The sequence below is a fragment of the Paenibacillus abyssi genome (genome assembly GCF_014640295.1).
In the GTDB taxonomy this organism is placed as follows: Bacteria; Bacillota; Bacilli; order Paenibacillales; family Paenibacillaceae; genus Paenibacillus_D; species Paenibacillus_D abyssi.
Window position 1 is genome coordinate 216956 of sequence record NZ_BMGR01000007.1, and the last position, 21125, is coordinate 238080.

The window sequence follows — 21125 nt, forward strand, 5'->3', positions numbered from 1 at the left end:
TTGATCTGATTATTAAGGATTCTAACATTCTCCTAAATATTAACATCGTACTTTCCTAATTCGTTTGTAGGACAATGAAGTTAACGACATAGCGAAGACACGGAGTTGAATGCGGAGGAGAAGGGGCAGCTTGGTTAACCACATGCAAGAAATCGACACCCCCATTGAAGAAGAACGGCAGAAGAAGCTAGGATCGGTCGACCGGATTACGGGGCTGTTTGGAAGAGATGCGGCCCTGGCTGTTGTGGAACAATTGATTAATGACGGTACACGCAGTGGTGAAGGTTCGTATGGTCTTATGCTTGTTGATCTGAACGATTTTTACCGGGTCAACGAAACGTGGGGAACCGCCTTCGGCGATACTGTGCTAAGCGTGTGCGCACAGGCCCTTTCCAATGCGAACAAACATGCGGGCTATCCGGTGTGCCGTTATGGCAGCAATACATTCTTGCTTGTGTTAAAGGGTGACGCTTTGGAGGCGGAAGCTGTACGGCTGCGGGCAGTGATCGAGCAACCCGTCGCGATTCAAGATCAAACGGTGCATCTGAGTGCAACCTGCGGCATGATCATCTTAAACGCGCACAATAAGAACGCTGAAAAACTGTTAAGACATACGGACACTGCACTTCACGAAGCGAAAAGCGCCAAAGGCGGCTGCCGCTTCGTTGTTTATTCAAGTGAGCTTATGAAAGAAACCTCAAGAAGAATGCTGCTGGAGAGTGAATTGCGTCAAGCGCTGCATCATAACCAGCTGCGGCTGCATTATCAACCCCAATATCAAACGGCTACCGGCCGGTTGAGGGGGTTCGAAGCGCTGCTTCGCTGGCAGCATCCTGAGCTTGGATCTATCCCGCCTGGGGAGTTTATTCCGATTGCAGAGGAAACCGGGCTGATCATTCCAATCGGAGAATGGGTCATCCGGGAGGCCTGCCGCAAATATGCGGAGATCGATCCTATAAGCTGCTCTGAACTTATTTTCTCTGTTAATGTCTCTGCGGTACAACTGAATAATCCCTGTTTTGAACAGGCGCTGATGCAGATTTTGGGAGAAATGAATCATCCCCCCGGACGGTTGGAGCTGGAAATTACGGAAAGCACTTTGATTCAGAATAAAGAAGCATCCATTACAGCGTTGAACCGGCTGCGAAGCCAGGGGATCAGGATTGCGCTGGACGATTTCGGGACAGGTTATTCCTCTCTCAGCTATTTGATTCATCTTCCCATTCAATGCCTGAAAATGGACCGTTCATTTGTGAAAAATATCGATACCGAAATGACGGAGCGCCGCATTGTGGAGTCTATCATTACGCTTGTTCATCAGCTTGGCATTGAAATTGTGGCCGAAGGAATAGAGACCCGCGAGCAGTTGGCCTTGTTAAAGGAATGGGGCTGCGACTTTGTACAGGGCTATCTCCTTGGCCAGCCTCAAGAAGGCCGGTTTTTGCCACTGGTTCTCAATCCTGCAGACATAGGTAGGTGAGACGTACCCACAAACAAACATCAAAACATCCCGCTGCACGTTACCCGTGCCGTGGGATGTTTTCGTTATCAAGGGGGAGAGGGAGTATCTCCAGGTATATATGTGTTTCCGGATGTTAAGGCCATAGGCTGCTGTCATGAGGTGTTCGGCACGCAGAAGCTGCTTGCTTCCATGCTGGAGGAGATGAAAGGGATCAAGGGCATCGACCGCCGTGACATTAAGGTTAACGTATTTGGCATTAATCATTTCACCTGGCTTGATCAGGGCTCTTATCAAGGGATGGGCTTATTTCCATTGTATAAGGATTTTGTAGCGAAGCATTACGAAGAGGGTTTTGAAGGATACTGTGCGTTCCTGGAAGTTCGGGTTAACCAATGTTTTTTTTATATTCAAGATACCTCAAGGTACAGCTTTGTGCCGTCGTTATATTGGAAGATGGCGACATCGCGGACAACTTCAACCGACTTCACCATTTTCCATCTTTTGCGAAATTCGAAGTCAAGAGACATTTCATCGAGTTTCGTATTCAGAAGGTCATAATACTGCCCTTTTTCAGCCGGGAAATACACGGGGATAGACTTGTTTTTAAACGTAATGACTTTCATCATAGCGCTTCACCTCCAGGATTTTCTTCATTATATGCCTAAGAATTTAGATGGTTATAAAGCAAGGGTAAGACCTTTGTTTGATTTGCTAACAGTCTCTTAATAATTAGAGAGTCTATATCTATTTTGATTGATCATTGTAAAATAAACGGGGCTCATTGCAGCTCCGTTTTTTCATATATTCAACCTGATTAACTAAAATAGTTAATTGTATGAAATAATGTACGGTTTTTTTGTATTGGCATTTTGCAGGATTTAAATGTTCGATGAGCCGTTAGTCCGATTGGTTCGCCTCATTCCCTCCTGAACGCACTGTGATAAAATAAAAGGAATTCCATTATGATGGTATGGTCTTTGGAGGGATGAGATATGCAGGCTATTGTGTCAAATGCAAAACTTGCAATGAGCATTGTCATTCTCGCTTTGTTCGTTTTGGTGATCGGAGGGTGTGAAGGGAAGCAGCAATCCGAATCCGTATCGGAAATGCCTCCTAACAAAGAAAACGCCGAAGCGGTGGAAACCATAACGCCTGAGGATGCCGGGAATAGGCCTGATCAGGCAGTGAATAAGCCAGGTCCGGCTGCTCAAAATCAGGATCCGGCGGCGGACAAGCTGCTTGCCTTGTCCACGGAAGAGAAGATCGGACAGCTTGTTATTATCGGCTTGCAGGGGGAGAAGATCAATGCCGATACGAGCAAGCGGATACTGGCGGACAGGGTCGGGGGATTTATATTGTACAGCCCCAATCTTCGGACGGTACAGCAGTCCGCTGAATTGATCAACTCGCTCAAGGCTTTAAATCAAACCAATCCATTCCCTTTGTGGATAAGTGTGGATGAGGAGGGCGGAAGAGTAAGCCGGCTGCCCGAGCCAATCCATAAGCTCCCCGGCAGCCGGGAGATCGGAGCGGCGGATAATCCGGAATGGGCCGGGCAGATCGGCACGATGATCGGCAGGCAGCTGGATGCCTTTGGATTCAATATGAACTTTGCTCCGGTGCTCGATGTGGATAGCAATCCGGACAATCCGGTCATAGGCGAACGTTCCTATGGCTCTACGGCAGATGTTGTCAGCCGCATGGGGATTGCAGCTATGAAGGGGCTTCAGAAGGAAGGCGTTGTTGCCGTCGTCAAGCATTTTCCAGGCCACGGGGACACATCGGTGGATTCCCATATTGGTCTGCCAGTCGTTGAACACGATATGGAGCGGCTGCGCAGCCTGGAGCTCATCCCGTTTATGGATGCCATCAGACAAGGTGCGGATGCGGTCATGGTTGCGCATCTGCTGATGCCTGCAATTGATCCGGAACGCCCTGCCTCGATGTCTTCAGCTGTCATTAATGAACTGCTCAGGGGTGAACTTGGATATGACGGAGTCGTCATAACAGATGATATGACAATGGGGGCAATTACAAGTGGATACGATATCGGCGAAGCGGCCGTACAGTCGATCCTGGCGGGCTGCGATATCGTCATTGTCGGCCATGATCCGGCTCATCAAGCCCATGTTATAACGTCATTGAAAGAGGCCGTTGCCAGCGGAGTGATTACGGAATCGATGCTGGACGAGAGAGTCGGTAGAGTTGTTGCGTTGAAGGAAAAGTACCGTCTGAATCACGAAGCGGTAACAATCCCTGACACTGCATCCTTGAATCGGATGATTGAAGAGGCTTTGGAAAGTCAGGAGCGTGCGGAGTAGTGGTCCGGCTAAGCTTTGAAGCCTGCGGAGCGCTGCAACCTTTTCACAATTTCCAAATAGTCTTCCGCTGAAATGCCTGGAGCGAACTCCTCCGGCAGTTCCCTCAGCTCGGGAATAGGGCCGCCTTCAGGCGTACCGAACACGACTTCGAGCTTGCCGCCGCTCTCCGGATGTGTTCCTTTCCAGATCTGCCCGACATCCCGGTAATCATCGGCGCTGAACGTATACAGCTTGTTTCCGAGCCCCATGGCTTCAAATTTCCGTGCTGCTTCGAATTGGCTGTTGCTGAGGTCGGGAATAGGAATCAGCTTGGTTATGTCCACACCGGTAGCTATTTCGAGCGCTTTGGCATAGGCCAGCACATGAACGCCGCCGCGAACAAGCAAATAACCGATCATTTCTCGTGCAACCGGATGGTTGGTCATCTCATAGACCCGCATTTTATGCGTTCTGGCACCGCACTCGAGGAAGAAATTGTGAACCAGATCAAGCACTAAATTTCCGCTGTTAAATACATAATCGCCGCGCCATGGATTTCCCATAGAGTCGCCGGCCAGCGCGGTTTGAGCGGTTGCGATAAAAAAGTAGGAGTTTCGTTTGTTCAGCCCTTCATGCAGCGGGGTGGAATCAGGCCGTCCCGGACTTGTGGTTCCGGTTAACACCAGGTTAATGGTATGGGCGACAAGCTCAACATGGCCGATTTCTTCCGCTGTGATGCTGGCGACTAAATCATAGAACGGTTTCAGCTTTGTTTTGCCCCTGAAGTTAAAGGATTGATATAAATAATTGTTGAGTGTGGACATTTCTCCGAATTTTCCGCCCAGCAGCTCCTGTACGGCAGCTGCGGCATTGGCATCCGCGAAGGTGGAAGCCGGCAGCGCGATTTGAAGTTTATTGATTCGGGTAAACACGTGCGCTTCACCATCCCAATTCGATTTTTAACTCAATTTATGAGGTTTATTGAAGCGATAGACCATGATTTCCATTAGATTTGTCCACAATATCGAGATTGTGAAGCAGATGCTGCGGGTGGTACAGAGTGGATGGTTTGGTGTACAATTAGAAGAAGCGCCCAGGAAATTTGGTATGAAAAAGCCTTTTTTGCCTTATCAATCTCATAGGCTGGGCGGAAAGGAAGCGCGATGGAGTTTTCCAAAGTGTTCTTTGTGAATATCAGTTTGCTGATCACGTTTGGTTATATTTTCAATTTGGTTTATAAATATTTGTTTCTGCACGCAGCGCCGAAGTTGAAGAATGGCTTCTCCGTCGCCCTGTTTATTTTTTCAGGCTGGTTTACGATGCTGTTTGGCCTGCAGTTAACGGACATGGCCTTGTTTGATTTGCGATTTGTGCCGATCATTTTTGCAACGCTTGTATTTCGTAAGCCGTCAACGCTGATTATTATCGGAACCGGAATCGGCTTGGCCCGGTTGACCTTTGGCATTAATGAGGCCTCCTTGGCAGGATTTTATAACATGACGATTCTGGGGATCCTGGCATCCCTGCTCACTTATTATTTTCAAATATCAGCTTGGTCCTATAGGAGAAAAGCGGCAGCAGCCATATTAATTATTAATACAGTGAATATTTTGAATATCGCTTTGCTAGGCGTTATCCCGATCTGGATTTACTTATCTGAGATTGCTATTTTCACCTATCCGCTCGGAATCGTGCTCAGCGCGTTTTTTATATTTATCATCCGTGATTTTTATAAGGAGCAGAAGCGGGTAATCGAACTGCGGAAAATGAATATTATTCTTCGCAGACAGACGCGCGAGCTGCGGGAGGCCAAGCGGGCGTTAGAGGAAAAGGCAAGGCAGCTCATGCTCGCTTCCAAATATAAATCTGAATTTCTGGCGAATATGTCACACGAGCTCAAGACCCCCTTGAACAGTATTATTCTGTTATCCGAAATGATCCGGGAAGCAAGGGAGGAACGAAAAGAGGATGGCGAAGGCGATGAAGCCCGTTATGCGGAAATCATACATGCGGCAGGCAATGATTTGCTGCAATTAATTGATGATATTTTGGACTTATCCAAGGTAGAGGCCGGCAAGATGGATGTTATGCTCGAGAAGGTGGTCACCTTGGATATGCTGCAGCTTATCCATGATCAATTTCTTCCCATGGCCCAGCAGAAGGGGCTGGCCTTTGAGCTGCGCGTAAGTGAAGAGGTTCCGGGCACGTTATATACCGATGCGCTTCGCGTCAATCAGATTTTGAGGAACCTGCTTGTCAACGCCTTTAAATTCACGGAGCGCGGCAGTGTAACATTGGATGTACAGCTCGAACGGGAAATTGTCAGCGTGGAGGAAGGGCGCGGTATCGCCCGGAGGAAACGCCCATGGAATTTGCCCGCATGGCAAGGGAGATTTAATCGTGACCGGTGTTTACTCAGAAGCACTTCGGGCAAATCCGGCATTCAATCGGGAACGCGGCGGTCGGGCACGGCGCAGCCTGTGATCCATACCAGGGAATGGCTGTCTTTTTCCGTAATCGATACCGGGATCGGAATTGAGCCGGAGAAGCAGCAGCTTATTTTCGAAGCATTCAAGCAGGCAGACGGCGCGATAAACCGCAAATACGGGGGCACCGGCCTTGGATTGTCAATCAGCCTGCAGCTGGCACGACTGCTCGGCGGTTCGCTCTCATTAACGAGCCGTTATGAGGAGGGCAGTAAGTTTACGCTGCTGCTTCCGGTACTGCAGGAACCCGAATAAGTCGTGAAAATAATGCAGGAAATGGTAAATAGAAGTTAGGGACTTTATCCAATGGATAGAAAATGATAAACTTTGAAAGAACTCGTATCTGTAAAAGGAGCCAATGATGGCCAAAATAAAAATAAAATTCGCATGCACCGAGTGCGGTACGGAAGCTCCGAAATGGCTGGGCAAATGCCCGGGCTGCGGTGCATGGAATACGATGGTTGAAGAGAAAGAAACGGTAATCAAGACCCAAGGAATCGGATCGCCGCTTATTCAGACGAAAGAAAAGGCGCAATCCATCATAAGTATAGACGGCGGGCAGGAACCGCGTATAGAAACAACGATGATCGAGCTTAACCGTGTGCTTGGAGGCGGTGTAGTGCCCGGTTCTTTAATACTGGTCGGAGGAGATCCGGGAATCGGCAAATCAACGCTGCTCCTGCAAACGTCTCATGCGTTAGCTGCCAAGGGACTTACCGTGCTGTATATTTCCGGGGAGGAATCAGTCAGGCAGACGCGCTTGCGCGCTGATCGGCTGGGAGCGCTTACGGATAAACTTTATGTGCTCTGCGAGACGAATCTGGAGCAGATTGGCGAAGCGATTGAAGCGGTCAAGCCGGATTTCCTCGTCATTGACTCGATCCAGACCGTGTATGAGCCATCGGTGCCTTCTGCGCCGGGCAGCGTGGCGCAGGTTCGCGAATGTACGGCCCATTTCATGCGGATTGCCAAAGTAAACGGGATTGCGACGGTGCTTGTCGGACATGTAACGAAGGAAGGCGCGATTGCCGGGCCGAGGCTGCTTGAGCATATGGTCGACTGCGTGCTGTACTTCGAAGGCGAACGGCATCATTCTTATCGGCTGCTGCGGGCAGTCAAGAACCGCTTTGGTTCGACCAATGAGATCGGTATCTTCGAAATGGGCGAAGGCGGGCTTCGTGAGGTGTCCAATCCTTCGGAGCTGTTTCTCTCCGAGCGGCCGCTCGGCGTATCCGGCTCCACGGTTGTCGCAAGCATGGAAGGAACGCGCCCTGTGCTTGTAGAGCTGCAGGCGCTGGTCGCAACAACAAATTTTCCTTCGCCGCGGCGCATGTCCACCGGTATCGATCATCATCGGATGGCATTGATTATTGCCGTGCTGGAGAAAAGAATGGGCATGTTTTTGCAAAATCAAGACGCCTACTTAAACGTAGCAGGCGGAGTCAAGCTCGACGAACCGGCTGTCGATCTGGCTGCTGCGGTCAGCCTGGCTTCGAGCTTCCGGGATGTGCCTACAAAGCCGGACGATGTCATTTTCGGCGAGGTGGGTCTAACCGGTGAGGTGAGGGCTGTTTCCAGAGCGGAGCAGCGGGTAAAGGAAGCGGAGAAGCTCGGATTCAAAAGGGTCATTATGCCGGAAAAAAGTCTCAAAGGCTGGAAACCTCCAGCCGGCATCAAAATTGTTGGCGTGAGCACGGTGTCGGAAGCACTCGCGGCAGCGCTCGGATAGAGGAGGCCATAACATGACGAAGGAACTCAATCAACAAGAAATTACGAACCAATTGCTGCAGCTGGTCGCGCCGGGCACTGCATTCCGTGAAGGGCTGGAGAACGTGCTGCGCGCCAAAACCGGTGCACTGATAGTTGTAGGTTACAGCCCCGAATTAATGGAAGTGGTGGATGGCGGCTTCTCGATCAATTGCGACTTTTCGCCCAACTATTTATATGAATTAGCCAAGATGGACGGGGCGATCATACTAAGCGAGGATTTCCGCCGGATTTTGTACGCGAATACTCAACTGATTCCGGACAGCTCTATTCCGTCCATTGAGACGGGGATCCGCCACCGGACCGCAGAGCGGGTTGCAAAGCAGACAGGGAAGCTTGTCGTTTCGATTTCCCAGCGCCGGAACGTAATTACGCTGTATCAAGGCTATTTGCGCTATTCGTTGAAGGAAATGGGTGTTATTTTAACAAAAGCAAATCAAGCGATCCAGACATTGGAAAAGTACAAAGCTGTGCTTAGTCAGGCATTTACAAATCTGTCCGCTTCGGAATTCGAGGAGCTTGTCACCCTGCAGGAAGTTGCCAATGTCATTCAACGGGTTGAGATGGTGCTGCGGATCAAGACGGAAATTAAACGTTACGTGAATGAGCTTGGAACGGAAGGCCGTCTCATCAGTATGCAGATGGAGGAGCTCGTAGGCGGCGTGGAGGAGGATGCATGGTTCCTTCTCAAAGATTACGCGAGGGACAACAGCGATGATAAAATCAGGGACATTCGCGCAGGGCTGAAGAAAATGAGCTCAGAGGAGCTTCTTGATATTCATCACATTATTCGATTGCTCGGCTATCCTTACTCAGGAACGATCACAGAAGAAGCGATCCTGCCCAGAGGCTACAGACTGCTGCACAAAATTCCACGGCTGCCGATTATCATCATGCATAATTTGGTCGAGCGCTTCCATCACCTTACTCAAATGGTTGCGGCAACGATCGAAGATTTGGATGAGGTCGACGGCATCGGCGAGGTGCGCGCACGGGCTATTAAAGAAGGGCTGAAACGGATTCAAGAACAGGTGTTCATTGACAGGCAAATTTAAATCCCATACAATGTAAGAATGCCTATTTCCACGATTTTAATCCATTGGATAAAAATAAAAAACGTTTTGCAAAGCAAGATGAACGGAATTGGGTATAGTAAAGATGAGGTGGAATTGATGATTACGAAGTCGATACCGAGTCTTTTCACGGTTGGTAATCTTTTCTTAGGTATTGTCGCCATTATTCTTGTCTTCAACGAGAAGCCGGATTATGCCGCGATGATGGTTATTATTGCAATGCTGCTCGACGGTGTAGATGGCCGGGTGGCCAGGGCGCTTAATGTGCAGAGTGAGTTCGGAAAAGAACTGGATTCCTTGTCGGACGTGATCTCTTTTGGTGTAGCTCCGGCTTTTATTATGTATGTAGTGGCTTTTCAACAGTTGAACCCCGCAGCAGCGTGGATTGTTACCGCGTTGTTTCCGATTTGCGGAGCTTTACGGCTGGCAAGGTTCAATGTAATCTCCGGTACGCCTGGTTATTTTATCGGCTTGCCGATCCCGGCAGCCGGCGGTGTATTATGTACGCTTGCTTTATTCTATAAGGATATTCATGTCGCTGTATTGCTGGTGAGCACGCTTGTGCTTTCGTTCCTGATGGTAAGCAATATCAAGTATCCGAACTTTAAGAAGGTCGGCATGCCAAAAGGGGCAATATGGATCATCCCGATTATTGTCGTCGTGACAATTACACTCGGTATTATCTTTCGTGACCATTTGTCAAAAATCATTTTTGTTCCACTTGCGCTCTATGCGCTGTACGGCCTAAAAAAAAACGTTGATCGCCGGCTCTCCGGAAGGTCCCGCAAACGCCGTAAAGCGTTAAAAAACCAGGAAGAGACGGCGCAATCCGAACATAGCGCATAATGAAAAAAGCAGCCCAGGGCTGCTTTTTTGCTGTTTATTGCATGGTTTTATTGCATGGCTTACAGATTCATTCCATCCCATTGATGATTCAATTCGCATGTCTCACGTTAAATTAAACAAACCAAGCGTCGAGCATTTTTTGGATTCGTGCGTGACAACCTCGTCGAGGCTGATCTCAAGCTGATTGCATAATGCTGACATGTAGAACAGATTTTTGCCCAGCTCTGATCTGAGGACATCCTTGCAGTGCTCGCACAGCTGGCCCGACATATGCTTCTCCAGCTTCATCTTCGCTTGTTCGAGCTCAAGTTCATCAGGAAAATCTTGTTTCCGGGCATTCAGTTCAATGCATCCGCATTCGGTAACCGCCTTAGTGACAGCCCGGTTGACAGACGCTCCCGTTTGACCGTATTTCGATAGGATATCAAGCAAACTGCGATGACGAAGCAGCAATTCCGACACCTGCTGCTGAAATTGCTCCAGCGTGGGGGCGCTCATCTGTTCCACCTCATTTCATGATTTGCTTTCTTTAATCCCATTATAGAGCAAACTGGCCTAACATTTCAAAAGCATTTTGGAGTAATTTTTCCTGAATTTCCTCCAGCGACGATTAGTTTACGCGAAATTGGAACATAATTGTAATGGAGGTGATAGAGTTGTTAAAACGAATCATACAAATCATTGGACTCGTGTTCGGCGGAATGATAGGTGCGGAGTTAAGCGATACGGTGCGGGGCGGAGCAATGTGGACGGAATCGTCCCAAGGTCTGCTGCAATACTCAGGAACTTATTATTCAAGTGTTGGTCTTGGCGCATTCTGCGGACTCGCGGCAGCGACACTGCTGGCAGGCCCGGTTGTCCGCTTCATGCAGCAAGGGACGGAGCGCGCGGCAGGTTTGCCTACCGTGGAGCTGGTTTCGGGAGCGGCAGGATTAATTGGGGGGTTGGCAGTATCCGCTTTGCTCTATCCCGCTTTATCGGGCTTGAGCGGCGTCTGGCTGTTCGTGCCTGCCGTAATGACGTTATTTTTCGGTTATATGGGCCTTCGTATCGGATTGTTGAAGAAGGACGAACTTGCTATCGGTTATTCCGCTTACATGTCGACGCGCATTGCGAAGGAACCAGAGCAAGAGGAAAGCTGGTTTGAAGAGCACAAAATATTGGATACCAGCGTCATCATAGACGGGCGCATTGCGGACATTTGCAAAACCGGCTTTATCGAAGGGACGCTTGTCATTCCGGAGTTCGTGCTTGAGGAGCTGCAGCATATTGCCGATTCTTCAGATTTGCTGAAGCGCAACCGGGGACGCCGGGGACTGGATATTTTAAACAAAATACAAAAAGAGCTCGACGTTCGGGTATTGATCTATGAAGGCGATTTTGAGGAGATCGGCGAAGTCGACAGCAAGCTTGTGAAGCTCGCCAAGGTGCTGCGCGGCAAGGTGGTAACCAACGACTTTAACCTGAACAAGGTTTGTGAGCTGCAGGGTGTATCCGTCCTGAATATCAACGATCTGGCCAATGCGGTAAAACCGGTCGTGCTGCCTGGTGAAGAGATTATCGTTCAGGTTATTAAAGACGGCAAAGAGCACGGGCAAGGGGTCGCCTATCTGGATGACGGCACGATGATCGTCGTGGAGGGCGGCCGGGAGTTCATCGGCTCCACGATGGAAGTACTTGTGACAAGCGTGCTGCAAACCTCGGCCGGACGCATGATTTTTGCCAAGCCGAAGCTGCTGGAAAAGGCGCAATGACAATCGGTACGGAACCTGTCTCTATGGAAAGCGGGGCTTTTACATCCCACTCCGGCATTGTATGATAGGAGTATTCCAATTTCAGATCTATAAGGATATAGTAGACCTTATAGTTCACAGTGAGGCAGGTAAGGAAATGAACAACGCGGCATGGGGCGTGGTGGTCGTGGCCGCCGGACGGGGAACCCGGATGGGCAGTGCGCAGAGCAAGCAGTATCTGCTGCTGCGGGATAAGCCGATCCTAGTCCACACGCTTGAGCGATTTGAACAAATGGAAGAGGTAGCCGAGGTGGCGCTCGTGGTTGGCGAGAAGGATGTCAGCCGCTGCCAGTCTTGGGTGTCCGATTATGGCTTATCCAAGGTGAAAGCAGTCGTAGCCGGAGGTAAAGAGCGGCAGGACTCTGTCTACCGGGGCTTACAGGCGCTCGACAGCGAATGGGTCATGGTGCACGACGGTGTTCGGCCGCTCGTCACGGCGGAGGCGGTACGCCGCTGCTGCAAGGTTGCCCGTGAGGCTGGGGCGGCTGTGTTAGCCGTGCCTGTAAAAGATACGATCAAACAAGTAAATGAAGAAGGAGTCATTATTGCGACTCCGGACAGGCGAAGCTTGTGGGCGATCCAAACGCCGCAGGCTTTTCGTCGTGCGCTGCTGATGGAGGCTCATGAGCGCGCATTGGCCGACGGCTTTCTGGGCACGGATGATGCGATGGCAGTCGAGCGGATCGGTGTAAAGGTGGCCGTGGCGGAAGGGGATTACACGAATATTAAGATTACGACGCCGGAGGACCTGCCGCTTGCCGAGTTTTGGCTGGCGCGGCATGATGCCGCCGGAGGGGAATAGGGCTTGAAGATCGGAAAGGGGAGGAATACGAATATGATTCGAGTGGGACAAGGGTTCGATGTGCATCAATTAGTAGAGGGCCGGCCGTGTATTATCGGGGGGGTCACCATCCCGTACGAGAAGGGGCTGCTGGGCCATTCCGATGCTGATGTGCTGCTGCATGCGGTAGCCGATGCAGTTCTGGGAGCGCTGGGACTTGGCGATATTGGCAAGCATTTTCCCGATACAGATCCGGAATTTAAGGATGCGGACAGTTTGAAGCTGCTGGAGCATGTATGGTCGCTGGCCAAGGAAAGGGGGTATAAGCTGGCTAACATTGATTCGACAATTATTGCGCAGCGGCCCAAGATGGCGCCTTATATTCCGCAGATGGCCGAAGTGATCGCAAAAGCGCTGGAGGCTGACGTATCGCAGGTGAACGTGAAAGCGACGACGACAGAACAGCTCGGCTTCACCGGCCGCGGCGAAGGGATTGCGGCGCAATCGGTTGTCTGCCTGATTCAGGATATGCTATGATGTGGAACAAGAAATAACTGTACGCTTACGAAGTGCTTTTGCTGCGCAAAACCTAGCACACGCTTACGAAGTGGTTTTGCTGCGCAAAACCTTTAGGAAGGATGGATCGAGATGACAGAGGAAGTTCGCGTTCGTTATGCGCCTTCACCAACAGGACATTTACATATTGGCAACGCCAGAACGGCATTATTTAACTATTTGTTTGCCCGCAGGCATGGAGGCAAATTTATTATCCGGATTGAAGACACCGATGTGAAGCGCAATGTGGCCGGCGGTGAAGAGAATCAGCTGAATTATTTAAAATGGCTTGGCATTTCCTGGGACGAGAGTATTGATGTTGGCGGCGGTTACGGACCCTACCGGCAAATGGAACGGCTTGATATTTACCGGGAATGTTATGAGGAGCTGCTCGAGCGCGGGCTCGCGTACCGCTGCTACTGCACCGAAGAGGAGCTCGAGCAGGAGCGGGAGGAGCAAACCGCACGCGGCGAGATGCCTCGGTACTCCGGCAAGCACCGTGATCTGACCGAAGAGCAGCGCGCGGCCTTTGAAGCGGAAGGGCGTGTGCCAAGCATTCGTTTCCGCGTGCCGGAAGGAAAGTCGTATTCCTTTGATGATATGGTAAAAGGCTCGATCAGTTTCGAGTCAGATGGAATCGGCGACTTTGTCATCGTGAAGAAGGACGGAATTCCGACCTATAACTTTGCGGTTGTGGTGGACGATTACAAGATGCGGATCAGCCACGTGCTGCGCGGCGAGGATCATATCTCCAATACCCCGCGCCAGCTGATGATTTATGAGGCGCTCGGCTGGGAGCCGCCGCTGTTCGGCCACATGACGCTGATCGTGAACGAACAGCGCAAAAAGCTGAGCAAGCGGGATGAATCGATTATCCAGTTCATCGAACAGTATGATCAGCTCGGTTATTTGCCGGAGGCGCTGTTTAACTTTATCGCGCTGCTCGGCTGGTCGCCGGAAGGGGAACAGGAAATCTTCACCCGTGAGGAGCTGGTCCAAGCATTCGATGCGGCGCGGCTAAGCAAAAGCCCGGCGGTATTCGATACGCAGAAGCTGGCTTGGATGAACAACGAGTATTTGAAGCAGGCGGAGCTGCCGCGTGTTGCAGCGTTATGCTTAACCCATCTGCAGCGTGAGGGCGTTGTGCCGCAGACGCTTGATGCGGCCGGTCACCAGTGGGTGAATGAGCTGGTTGCCCTGCATCAGGAGAAATTGCGCTGCGCGGCTGATATAGTACCGCTTACGGCATTGTTTTTCCAGGATGAGGTGCGGGATGAGGAAGAAGCGCAGACAGTGCTCGCTGAAGAACAGGTGCCTGCCGTACTAAGCGCTTTTCTGGGGCAGACGGAAGCGGCCGACGAGGAAGGCTTTACAGTGGATGGCATCAAAGCGATGATTAAAGCGGTACAACAGGAAACCGGCTTCAAAGGCAAACAGCTGTTCATGCCGATTCGGGCTGCGCTGACAGGACAGACGCATGGCTCGGATCTGAACCAGACGATCCGTTTGCTCGGCCGTCCAAAGGTCATCAGCAGGTTAAAGGCTAGGCTTGCGAGATAAGGTCGCCCGAATCTTGTCATCCGAATGGCAAACAGGTATACTATGGGTAAAATTAATCTCGTTAATCTATAAAAGGCTTTGATCAGGAGAAGTACGTTTACAAGGGATTCTCAGAGAGGACAACCGACACGCGAACCCTGCCAGATAAGGTTTAATGTGTCAGGCTGGAAGTTGTTCAATCCCCGAAGCGGAAATTGCACCTGGGAGCCGTGCTCCGATCCGATGGATATTCCATGGCAATGTTTTTCATTGTGATGGGAATCATGAGGGGTAGGCGGCAACGTATGGCTCGCGTTACGGGCTTAAGAGGATAAGGTTACAGCTGGTCTTGTTTCGTCATTCAATCGATGAAATGGGAGCGGGCTGCATTTCCTATCTAAGCAGAGTGGGACCACGATCGATACGTCTCTGCAGCCGATGGCTGCGGAGGCGTTTTTTATTCCTATAAACGGCATTTTAAGAAGTGAGGGGGATGGACAATGCTCGGGCACATCAAATCGGATATTCAAGCCGTATTCGAAAATGACCCTGCGGCACGCAATAAATTTGAGGTGATCTTCACGTACTCGGGATTGCATGCCATTTGGGCTCATCGGATCGCCCACGCCTTTTTTCGCCGCAGGTGGTTTGCGTTAGCCCGCATCATTTCGCAGATTAGCCGGTTTTTTACGGGGATCGAGATTCATCCGGGCGCGAAAATCGGCAAAAGGCTGTTCATCGACCACGGTATGGGCGTAGTCATCGGTGAGACGTGCGAGATTGGGGACGATGTCGTCATTTATCAAGGCGTTACGTTAGGCGGGACAGGGAAGGAAAAGGGCAAGCGCCACCCGACGATCGGCAATAATGTGGTCATTGCATCCGGCGCAAAGGTACTGGGATCATTCAAGGTAGGGGACAATTCGAATATCGGCGCGAACTCCGTCGTGCTGCGTGAAGTGACGCCCAACAGTACGGTGGTCGGCATTCCGGGCAGAATCGTGAAGAAAGACGGCAAGCGGGTGGAGGATCGTCTGGATCATACCCAGCTGCCCGATCCGGTAATCGAGACATTCAGGCACATGCAGAAGGAAATCAATGAGCTCAGAGCGGAGCTGGAAAAAATCAAACAGCCCGTAGGCAGTGGAGGCGAAACAGGAAAATGAAGGTGCAGATCTACAATACGCTGACCCGAGAGAAGGAAGAGTTTGTTCCGCAGCAGCCGGGAAAAGTGAAAATGTATGTATGCGGCCCGACGGTATACGATTATATTCATATCGGGAACGCAAGGCCGATGATCTTCTTTGATGTGGTCCGGCGGTATTTGGAAACAAAGGGGTATGAGGTTCAGTACATTGTCAATTTCACGGATGTGGATGACAAGCTGATCCGCAAAGCGGAGCAGATGGGAACGACCGTACCGGATGTAGCGGATACGTTCATCGATGCATTTAACGAGGATATTGAAGGACTGGGCGTAGGAAAAGCGACGATGAATCCGCGCGTGACGGATCATATCGAGGAGATTGTTGCTTTTATCGGCGGTCTGGTCGATAAGGGATACGCTTATCCGAGCGGTGGCGATGTTTATTTCCGGACCGCCAAGTTTGAGGAGTACGGCAAGCTGTCACATCAAAATATGCAGGAGCTGCAGCTTGGCATCCGGATCGAAATCGATGAGCGCAAAGAGCATCCACAGGATTTTGTGCTGTGGAAAGGCGCGAAGCCGGGTGAGATTAAGTGGGACAGTCCGTGGGGAGCAGGACGCCCTGGATGGCATATCGAATGCTCGGCGATGGCGCGCAAATATTTGGGTGATACGCTGGACATTCACGGCGGCGGACATGATTTGCAGTTTCCGCATCATGAGTGCGAGGTGGCGCAATCCGAATCGTTAACCGGCCATCCGCTCGCTAATTACTGGATGCATAACGGATATATTCATATAAACAATGAGAAAATGTCCAAGTCGCTGGGTAACGGCATAAGGGTGAAAGATCTGCTGGTTAGAGTAAAGCCCGCCGCTGTCCGTTATTTCATGCTTGCGACGCATTACCGCAGCCCGCTCAATTTTAACGATGAGACGATCGCCCAAGCGGAGAATAGCGTGGAGCGCATCCGCAACTGTGAAGCGAATCTGCGGCATCGGCTGCAGGCGTTAGGCGATAAGGCGGTAGAAGATGCAACATCTGCCCCTGTTGAACTAGCCGATCGAATTGCGGAAATCCGCGATTTGTTCCATGCGAAGATGAGTGATGATTTTAATACACCGGATGCCATTACGGCGGTATTCGAGCTGGTGAGTGAAGCGAATCAATATCTGAACCGCGAGGTAACACAGGCACAGAGCTTGCAGGCCTTGATCGGCTTGCTGCGGGAGATGGATGAGGTGCTTGGCCTTCTGCCGGCGCAGGCAGAAGAAGAGCTGCCGGGCGAAGAGGTGGACCGGTTGATCGAAGAGCGCATAGAGGCGCGCAAGACAAAAAATTGGGCGCGGGCGGACGAGATCCGCGATCTGTTGGCCGAAAAGGGAATTATACTGGAAGATACGCCGCAGGGAATTCGTTGGAGGCGTAAATGAGCGAAGAAGCGGGACTGTGGTTTCATGCGCCGGCAAAGGATCCGCAGCAGCTGAACCCTGTAGTGCTGGCCTATATAGGGGATGCGGTGTTTGAGCTGCTCGTCCGGCAGTACTTGGTTTCGCAGCCTAATCACAAGCTGCATCATCTGCACCGGCAAGCGACCTCCTGGGTATCGGCGAGGGCGCAATGCGCACTGCTGCAGCGATGGCAGCCGCTGTTGACGGAAGAGGAAGCTGATATTGTACGGCGAGGACGCAACGCCAAATCAGGCGCTCCGCCGAAAAACGCTGATATTCAGCAATACAGGCAGGCTACCGCGCTGGAGTGTTTGGTCGGCTATTTGTATTATCAGGGGCGGAGCGATCGACTGCGGGAACTGCTGGCTATCGCTTTCGAAGATGGTAACGGACAAGATTCAGAATGAGAAGTAAAGTGAGGAGGGCGCAAGATGACAGAACAGGAAAATCAAGAAGAATGGATTGCAGGTAAGCACCCTGTGTTGGAGGCGCTTCGTTCCGGCAGAGAGATCAACAAAATATGGATTGCCGATAACGCACAAAAGAATTTGACCCTTCCTATCGTAAATGAAGCGAAAAAGCTGGGCATCATCGTGCAATTCGTCGACAAGCGCAAGCTGGACCAAATGGCGGCCGGCGTCCAGCATCAAGGCGTTGTCGCCCAAGCGGCGGCTTATCGTTACGCTGAGGTGGATGAGATAATCGCGCTCGCCCGTTCAAAGGGAGAAGAGCCGTTCTTGCTGCTGCTCGATGAGATTGAGGATCCGCATAACTTGGGTTCGATCTTGCGTACGGCGGAATGCACGGGCGTTCATGGTGTGATTATCCCTAAGCGCCGTTCCGCTTCATTGACGGCAACGGTTTCCAAAACCTCGGCCGGCGCGGCGGAGCATGTGCTGGTTGCCCGGGTGACTAACTTGGCGCAGACGATTGAACGTTTGAAAGAGGACGGAATTTGGATCGCAGGAGCGGATGTTGCGGCCAAGCAGGATGTGTACAAATCTAACTTTAATATGCCGCTTGCCGTTGTGATCGGCAACGAAAGCAAAGGGATGGGAAGATTGATTCGCGAGAAATGCGATTTCCTCGTGAAGCTGCCGATGCTTGGCAAGCTGAATTCTTTAAATGCTTCCGTAGCGGCAGGCGTATTGATGTACGAGGTGGTTCGTCAGCGGTTAGGCAGCGGTAATTCTTCGGCAGCAAAATCGGGAGCCGATTCGGCCATGAGCCGGAGTGAATAACCGATGCAACGCCGTGAGGATGTGCTTCTGGTAGATGGCTATAATATGATCGGAGCGTGGCCGGAGCTCGAGCGGTTAAAAGAAACAGGGTTGGAAGAGGCTCGCGACCGGCTGCTCGATCAGCTGGCGGATTACCAGGGGTTTACGGGGATGCAGGTGTTTGTCATTTTTGATGCTCATCAGGTCCCGGGGCTGGGAGCCACGTATAAGCAGCACAAATTGACTGTCGTTTATACGAAGGAGAAAGAAACGGCCGATGAGTGTATTGAACGGCTTGTCGCCCAGCTCACCCGGAGAAGGCGGAATATTTATGTCGCAACCTCGGATCTTGTGGAACAGCATGTCGCTTTTGGCAAAGGGGCGCTGCGGATTTCCGCAAGGGAGCTGCTGATCGATATTGAGCAGAACCGTAAAGATATTGAACAAACGGTCAAAAACGATCAAAGCGGCAAACGAAACTCATTAGATAATGTAGTGAGTCTGGATGTTTGGACCCGATTGGAAAAAATGCGGCGCGGCAATAAATAAAAGGGCAGAAGCACGCTGGAGGGCTAGGACGTCGCGTGAGTGTTATTTAAGGTGACATCTTCTTGACGCTACACTGGCAGTAGGTTACAATTTTTCTATATAAAAGAGGTCAGGACGCCCAGACGCTTGTTGACGGTGCTAGGTTACATAATGTATACTGAGCCTATGTTTAATGATAGAGATTGGAACAGAGCAATGTACGCCTTGCAGGCCGGAGGGATAGTTCGTGAGCATCGACCTCAGAGATTTGAGTATGCACGAATATGACTGCAAAACGGACGAGGATGTCGTTGAGGCGGTGCGTGATGGGGATGGCGAAGCGCTGGAGTACTTGATCAACAAGTACAAGAACTTTGTGCGTGCCAAAGCCCGCTCTTATTTTTTAATCGGAGCAGACCGTGAAGACATTGTGCAGGAAGGCATGATTGGCCTGTACAAATCGATCCGTGATTTTAAAGGGGACAAGCTGGCCTCGTTTAAAGCCTTTGCTGAATTGTGTATTACGAGACAGATTATCACAGCGATTAAGACAGCTACCAGACAAAAGCATATTCCTCTTAATTCATACGTCTCTCTGGACAAGCCGATTTACGATGAAGATTCGGACCGGACGCTGCTTGATGTCATATGCGGATCCCGTGTTTCTGATCCCGAAGAACTGATTATCAACCAAGAAGAGTTTGTGGGTTTGGAAGACAAGATGGGTGAAATTCTTAGCGATCTTGAGCGGAAAGTCCTCATGCTTTATTTGGATGGCAGATCTTATCAAGAGATTGCAGTAGATTTGGATCGCCATGTGAAATCGATTGATAACGCGCTGCAGCGAGTTAAACGTAAGCTTGAACGTTATCTTGAAGTTCGGGACGTAAGCGGATAGTAGTGTTGATGTTTGATAAACGGTTATCTTGAATCATACAGCGGAAGGCTCGGAAGCGAGTCTTTTTTTATTTTTCGCCGGTATAGTGAGTGCGGTTTGAGAGTAGAAGGAAATGGATACAATGAGACTATGACTTTTTCGTTGACATGAAATATTGCTTGTGATAAAGTATTTTAGGTAGCTCAAAATATGCATATGTTTTGAATGAGTTATTGAATCTGCGCGATTCAACATAAACGTTTATGCAACAAGTATGCAACAAGCAGTCATGCAATGAAACGGTTAGTTCGGGAGGTGTACTTCAATGCGGGTTATTATCACGTTGGCTTGCACAAACTGCAAACAAAGAAATTATACGACCAACAAGAACAAACGGAATCACCCCGACCGCATCGAGATGAAGAAGTTCTGCAAGTTCTGTAACGAGCATACTCCTCATCGCGAGACTCGTTAGTTTATTGGAGGTGTGGACGTGGCATTTTTGGCTAGAATGAAACAAGGCTTCGGCTCTACATTTGCCTTCTTTGCCGACAGCTGGGCGGAACTGAAAAAAGTCCGCTGGCCAAACCGTAAAGAGTTGACAAGCTATACGATTGTCGTTCTGGTGACGATTGTGTTTGTGACGCTTTACTTCTGGCTTCTTGACATCGGGATCTCCGAATTGGTCGAACTGATTGTTTAAGAAGGGTCCAAAGGTGGCTTGTTATGGAAAAAAGATGGTATGTCGTTCACACGTATTCCGGTTATGAGAACAAGGTAAAGACGAATCTGGAAAAACGCGTTGAATCCATGGGCATGGAAGACAAGATCTTCCGCGTGCTCGTCCCTATGGAAGAAGAAGTGGTGAACAAGGATGGTAAGAAGAAGACCGTCATGCGTAAAGTTTACCCCGGCTACGTCCTTGTGGAAATGGTGCAAACCGATGATTCGTGGTACGTTGTTCGCAATACACCTGGAGTAACAGGGTTTGTTGGATCCACAGGTTCTGGCTCGAAGCCTACGGCTTTGCTGCCTGATGAAGTGGAACAAATTCTGAAGCACATGGGCATGGAAGAACCGAAACCGGTGATCGATTTCGATTTGAAGGAGACGGTTCGTGTCAAAGTGGGTCCTTTCGCCAACTTTGTCGGTACGATTGAAGAGATTCTGCTCGACAAAAGCAAGCTTAAGGTCCACGTTAACATGTTTGGAAGGGAAACCCCGCTTGAGCTGGATTATACTCAGGTGGAAAAGATATAATATCCGGTTTTCTAATATCGCAGCACAGGCTGTTCTGCG

The 21125-nt window shown here is 50.3% G+C and carries 22 protein-coding genes; 19 read left to right on the top strand and 3 right to left on the bottom strand.

What is annotated here, in order from left to right:
• Window positions 1–130: 130 nt before the first annotated feature.
• On the top strand, window positions 131–1480 hold the full coding sequence (locus tag IEW11_RS12300) for a putative bifunctional diguanylate cyclase/phosphodiesterase (RefSeq protein ID WP_188531352.1): 1350 nt from the start codon (window positions 131–133) through the stop codon (window positions 1478–1480).
• A 389-nt stretch (window positions 1481–1869) separates the two neighbouring features.
• On the opposite strand, the gene IEW11_RS12305 is transcribed toward IEW11_RS12300, so the two are convergent.
• Window positions 1870–2088 (bottom strand): hypothetical protein, encoded by a 219-nt coding sequence (locus IEW11_RS12305; RefSeq protein WP_188531353.1) that lies wholly within the window; start codon window positions 2086–2088, stop codon window positions 1870–1872.
• A gap of 366 nt (window positions 2089–2454) precedes the next feature.
• On the opposite strand from IEW11_RS12305, the gene nagZ reads away from it, so the two are divergent.
• Entirely contained in the window at window positions 2455–3783 is a 1329-nt protein-coding gene (gene nagZ, locus IEW11_RS12310) for a beta-N-acetylhexosaminidase (RefSeq protein ID WP_229725213.1), read from the top strand.
• 8 nt (window positions 3784–3791) lie between these two features.
• Here nagZ and IEW11_RS12315 read toward each other — a convergent pair whose 3' ends face one another.
• On the bottom strand, window positions 3792–4694 hold the full coding sequence (locus IEW11_RS12315; protein WP_188531354.1) for a manganese catalase family protein: 903 nt from the start codon (window positions 4692–4694) through the stop codon (window positions 3792–3794).
• Window positions 4695–4925: 231 nt separating this feature from the next.
• On the opposite strand from IEW11_RS12315, the gene IEW11_RS12320 reads away from it, so the two are divergent.
• From IEW11_RS12320 to pssA, 4 genes are all read left to right on the top strand, one after another.
• On the top strand, window positions 4926–6503 hold the full coding sequence (locus tag IEW11_RS12320; RefSeq protein ID WP_188531355.1) for an ATP-binding protein: 1578 nt from the start codon (window positions 4926–4928) through the stop codon (window positions 6501–6503).
• 106 nt (window positions 6504–6609) lie between these two features.
• Complete coding sequence (gene radA / locus IEW11_RS12325; RefSeq protein WP_188531356.1) at window positions 6610–7977, top strand: DNA repair protein RadA; 1368 nt, start codon at window positions 6610–6612, stop codon at window positions 7975–7977.
• Window positions 7978–7990: 13 nt separating this feature from the next.
• On the top strand, window positions 7991–9070 hold the full coding sequence (gene disA / locus IEW11_RS12330; RefSeq protein WP_188531357.1) for a DNA integrity scanning diadenylate cyclase DisA: 1080 nt from the start codon (window positions 7991–7993) through the stop codon (window positions 9068–9070).
• A 117-nt stretch (window positions 9071–9187) separates the two neighbouring features.
• Window positions 9188–9934 carry a CDP-diacylglycerol--serine O-phosphatidyltransferase gene (gene pssA / locus IEW11_RS12335; protein WP_188531358.1) on the top strand — a complete coding sequence of 249 codons (747 nt, stop codon included), beginning with the start codon at window positions 9188–9190 and terminating at the stop codon, window positions 9932–9934.
• 102 nt (window positions 9935–10036) lie between these two features.
• Here the strand turns inward: pssA and IEW11_RS12340 are convergent, their stop codons facing one another.
• Window positions 10037–10432 (bottom strand): nucleoside triphosphate pyrophosphohydrolase family protein, encoded by a 396-nt coding sequence (locus IEW11_RS12340; protein WP_188531359.1) that lies wholly within the window; start codon window positions 10430–10432, stop codon window positions 10037–10039.
• Window positions 10433–10590: 158 nt separating this feature from the next.
• Between IEW11_RS12340 and IEW11_RS12345 the strand changes: the two genes are divergently transcribed.
• From IEW11_RS12345 to nusG, 13 genes are all read left to right on the top strand, one after another.
• Complete coding sequence (locus IEW11_RS12345; protein ID WP_229725215.1) at window positions 10591–11688, top strand: PIN/TRAM domain-containing protein; 1098 nt, start codon at window positions 10591–10593, stop codon at window positions 11686–11688.
• 136 nt (window positions 11689–11824) lie between these two features.
• A complete protein-coding gene (ispD, locus tag IEW11_RS12350) occupies window positions 11825–12529 on the top strand; it encodes a 2-C-methyl-D-erythritol 4-phosphate cytidylyltransferase (RefSeq protein ID WP_188531361.1) in 705 nt (234 codons plus the stop codon).
• A gap of 33 nt (window positions 12530–12562) precedes the next feature.
• Window positions 12563–13045, top strand: a complete 483-nt coding sequence (ispF, locus tag IEW11_RS12355) for a 2-C-methyl-D-erythritol 2,4-cyclodiphosphate synthase (protein ID WP_188531362.1) — start codon at window positions 12563–12565, stop codon at window positions 13043–13045.
• Between the two features lie 111 nt (window positions 13046–13156).
• Window positions 13157–14623 (top strand): glutamate--tRNA ligase, encoded by a 1467-nt coding sequence (gene gltX, locus IEW11_RS12360; protein ID WP_188531363.1) that lies wholly within the window; start codon window positions 13157–13159, stop codon window positions 14621–14623.
• A gap of 479 nt (window positions 14624–15102) precedes the next feature.
• The gene (gene cysE / locus IEW11_RS12365; protein WP_188531364.1) at window positions 15103–15768 is read left to right on the top strand and encodes a serine O-acetyltransferase; all 666 of its coding nucleotides are present in this window, start codon (window positions 15103–15105) and stop codon (window positions 15766–15768) included.
• Complete coding sequence (gene cysS / locus IEW11_RS12370; protein WP_188531365.1) at window positions 15765–17183, top strand: cysteine--tRNA ligase; 1419 nt, start codon at window positions 15765–15767, stop codon at window positions 17181–17183. Before cysE ends, cysS begins: the two co-directional genes overlap by 4 nt.
• Window positions 17180–17608: a Mini-ribonuclease 3 gene (locus tag IEW11_RS12375; protein WP_188531366.1), complete on the top strand. Its 429-nt coding sequence runs from the start codon at window positions 17180–17182 to the stop codon at window positions 17606–17608. Before cysS ends, IEW11_RS12375 begins: the two co-directional genes overlap by 4 nt.
• Window positions 17609–17632: 24 nt before the next feature.
• On the top strand, window positions 17633–18442 hold the full coding sequence (gene rlmB / locus IEW11_RS12380; protein WP_188531367.1) for a 23S rRNA (guanosine(2251)-2'-O)-methyltransferase RlmB: 810 nt from the start codon (window positions 17633–17635) through the stop codon (window positions 18440–18442).
• Between the two features lie 3 nt (window positions 18443–18445).
• The gene (locus IEW11_RS12385; protein ID WP_188531368.1) at window positions 18446–18970 is read left to right on the top strand and encodes an NYN domain-containing protein; all 525 of its coding nucleotides are present in this window, start codon (window positions 18446–18448) and stop codon (window positions 18968–18970) included.
• Between the two features lie 226 nt (window positions 18971–19196).
• A complete protein-coding gene (sigH, locus tag IEW11_RS12390) occupies window positions 19197–19847 on the top strand; it encodes an RNA polymerase sporulation sigma factor SigH (RefSeq protein ID WP_188531369.1) in 651 nt (216 codons plus the stop codon).
• 304 nt (window positions 19848–20151) lie between these two features.
• A complete protein-coding gene (gene rpmG, locus IEW11_RS12395; RefSeq protein WP_081666981.1) occupies window positions 20152–20301 on the top strand; it encodes a 50S ribosomal protein L33 in 150 nt (49 codons plus the stop codon).
• A gap of 18 nt (window positions 20302–20319) precedes the next feature.
• Complete coding sequence (secE, locus tag IEW11_RS12400) at window positions 20320–20529, top strand: preprotein translocase subunit SecE (RefSeq protein WP_188531370.1); 210 nt, start codon at window positions 20320–20322, stop codon at window positions 20527–20529.
• 23 nt (window positions 20530–20552) lie between these two features.
• Entirely contained in the window at window positions 20553–21086 is a 534-nt protein-coding gene (gene nusG, locus IEW11_RS12405) for a transcription termination/antitermination protein NusG (protein ID WP_188531371.1), read from the top strand.
• Window positions 21087–21125: the final 39 nt, after the last annotated feature.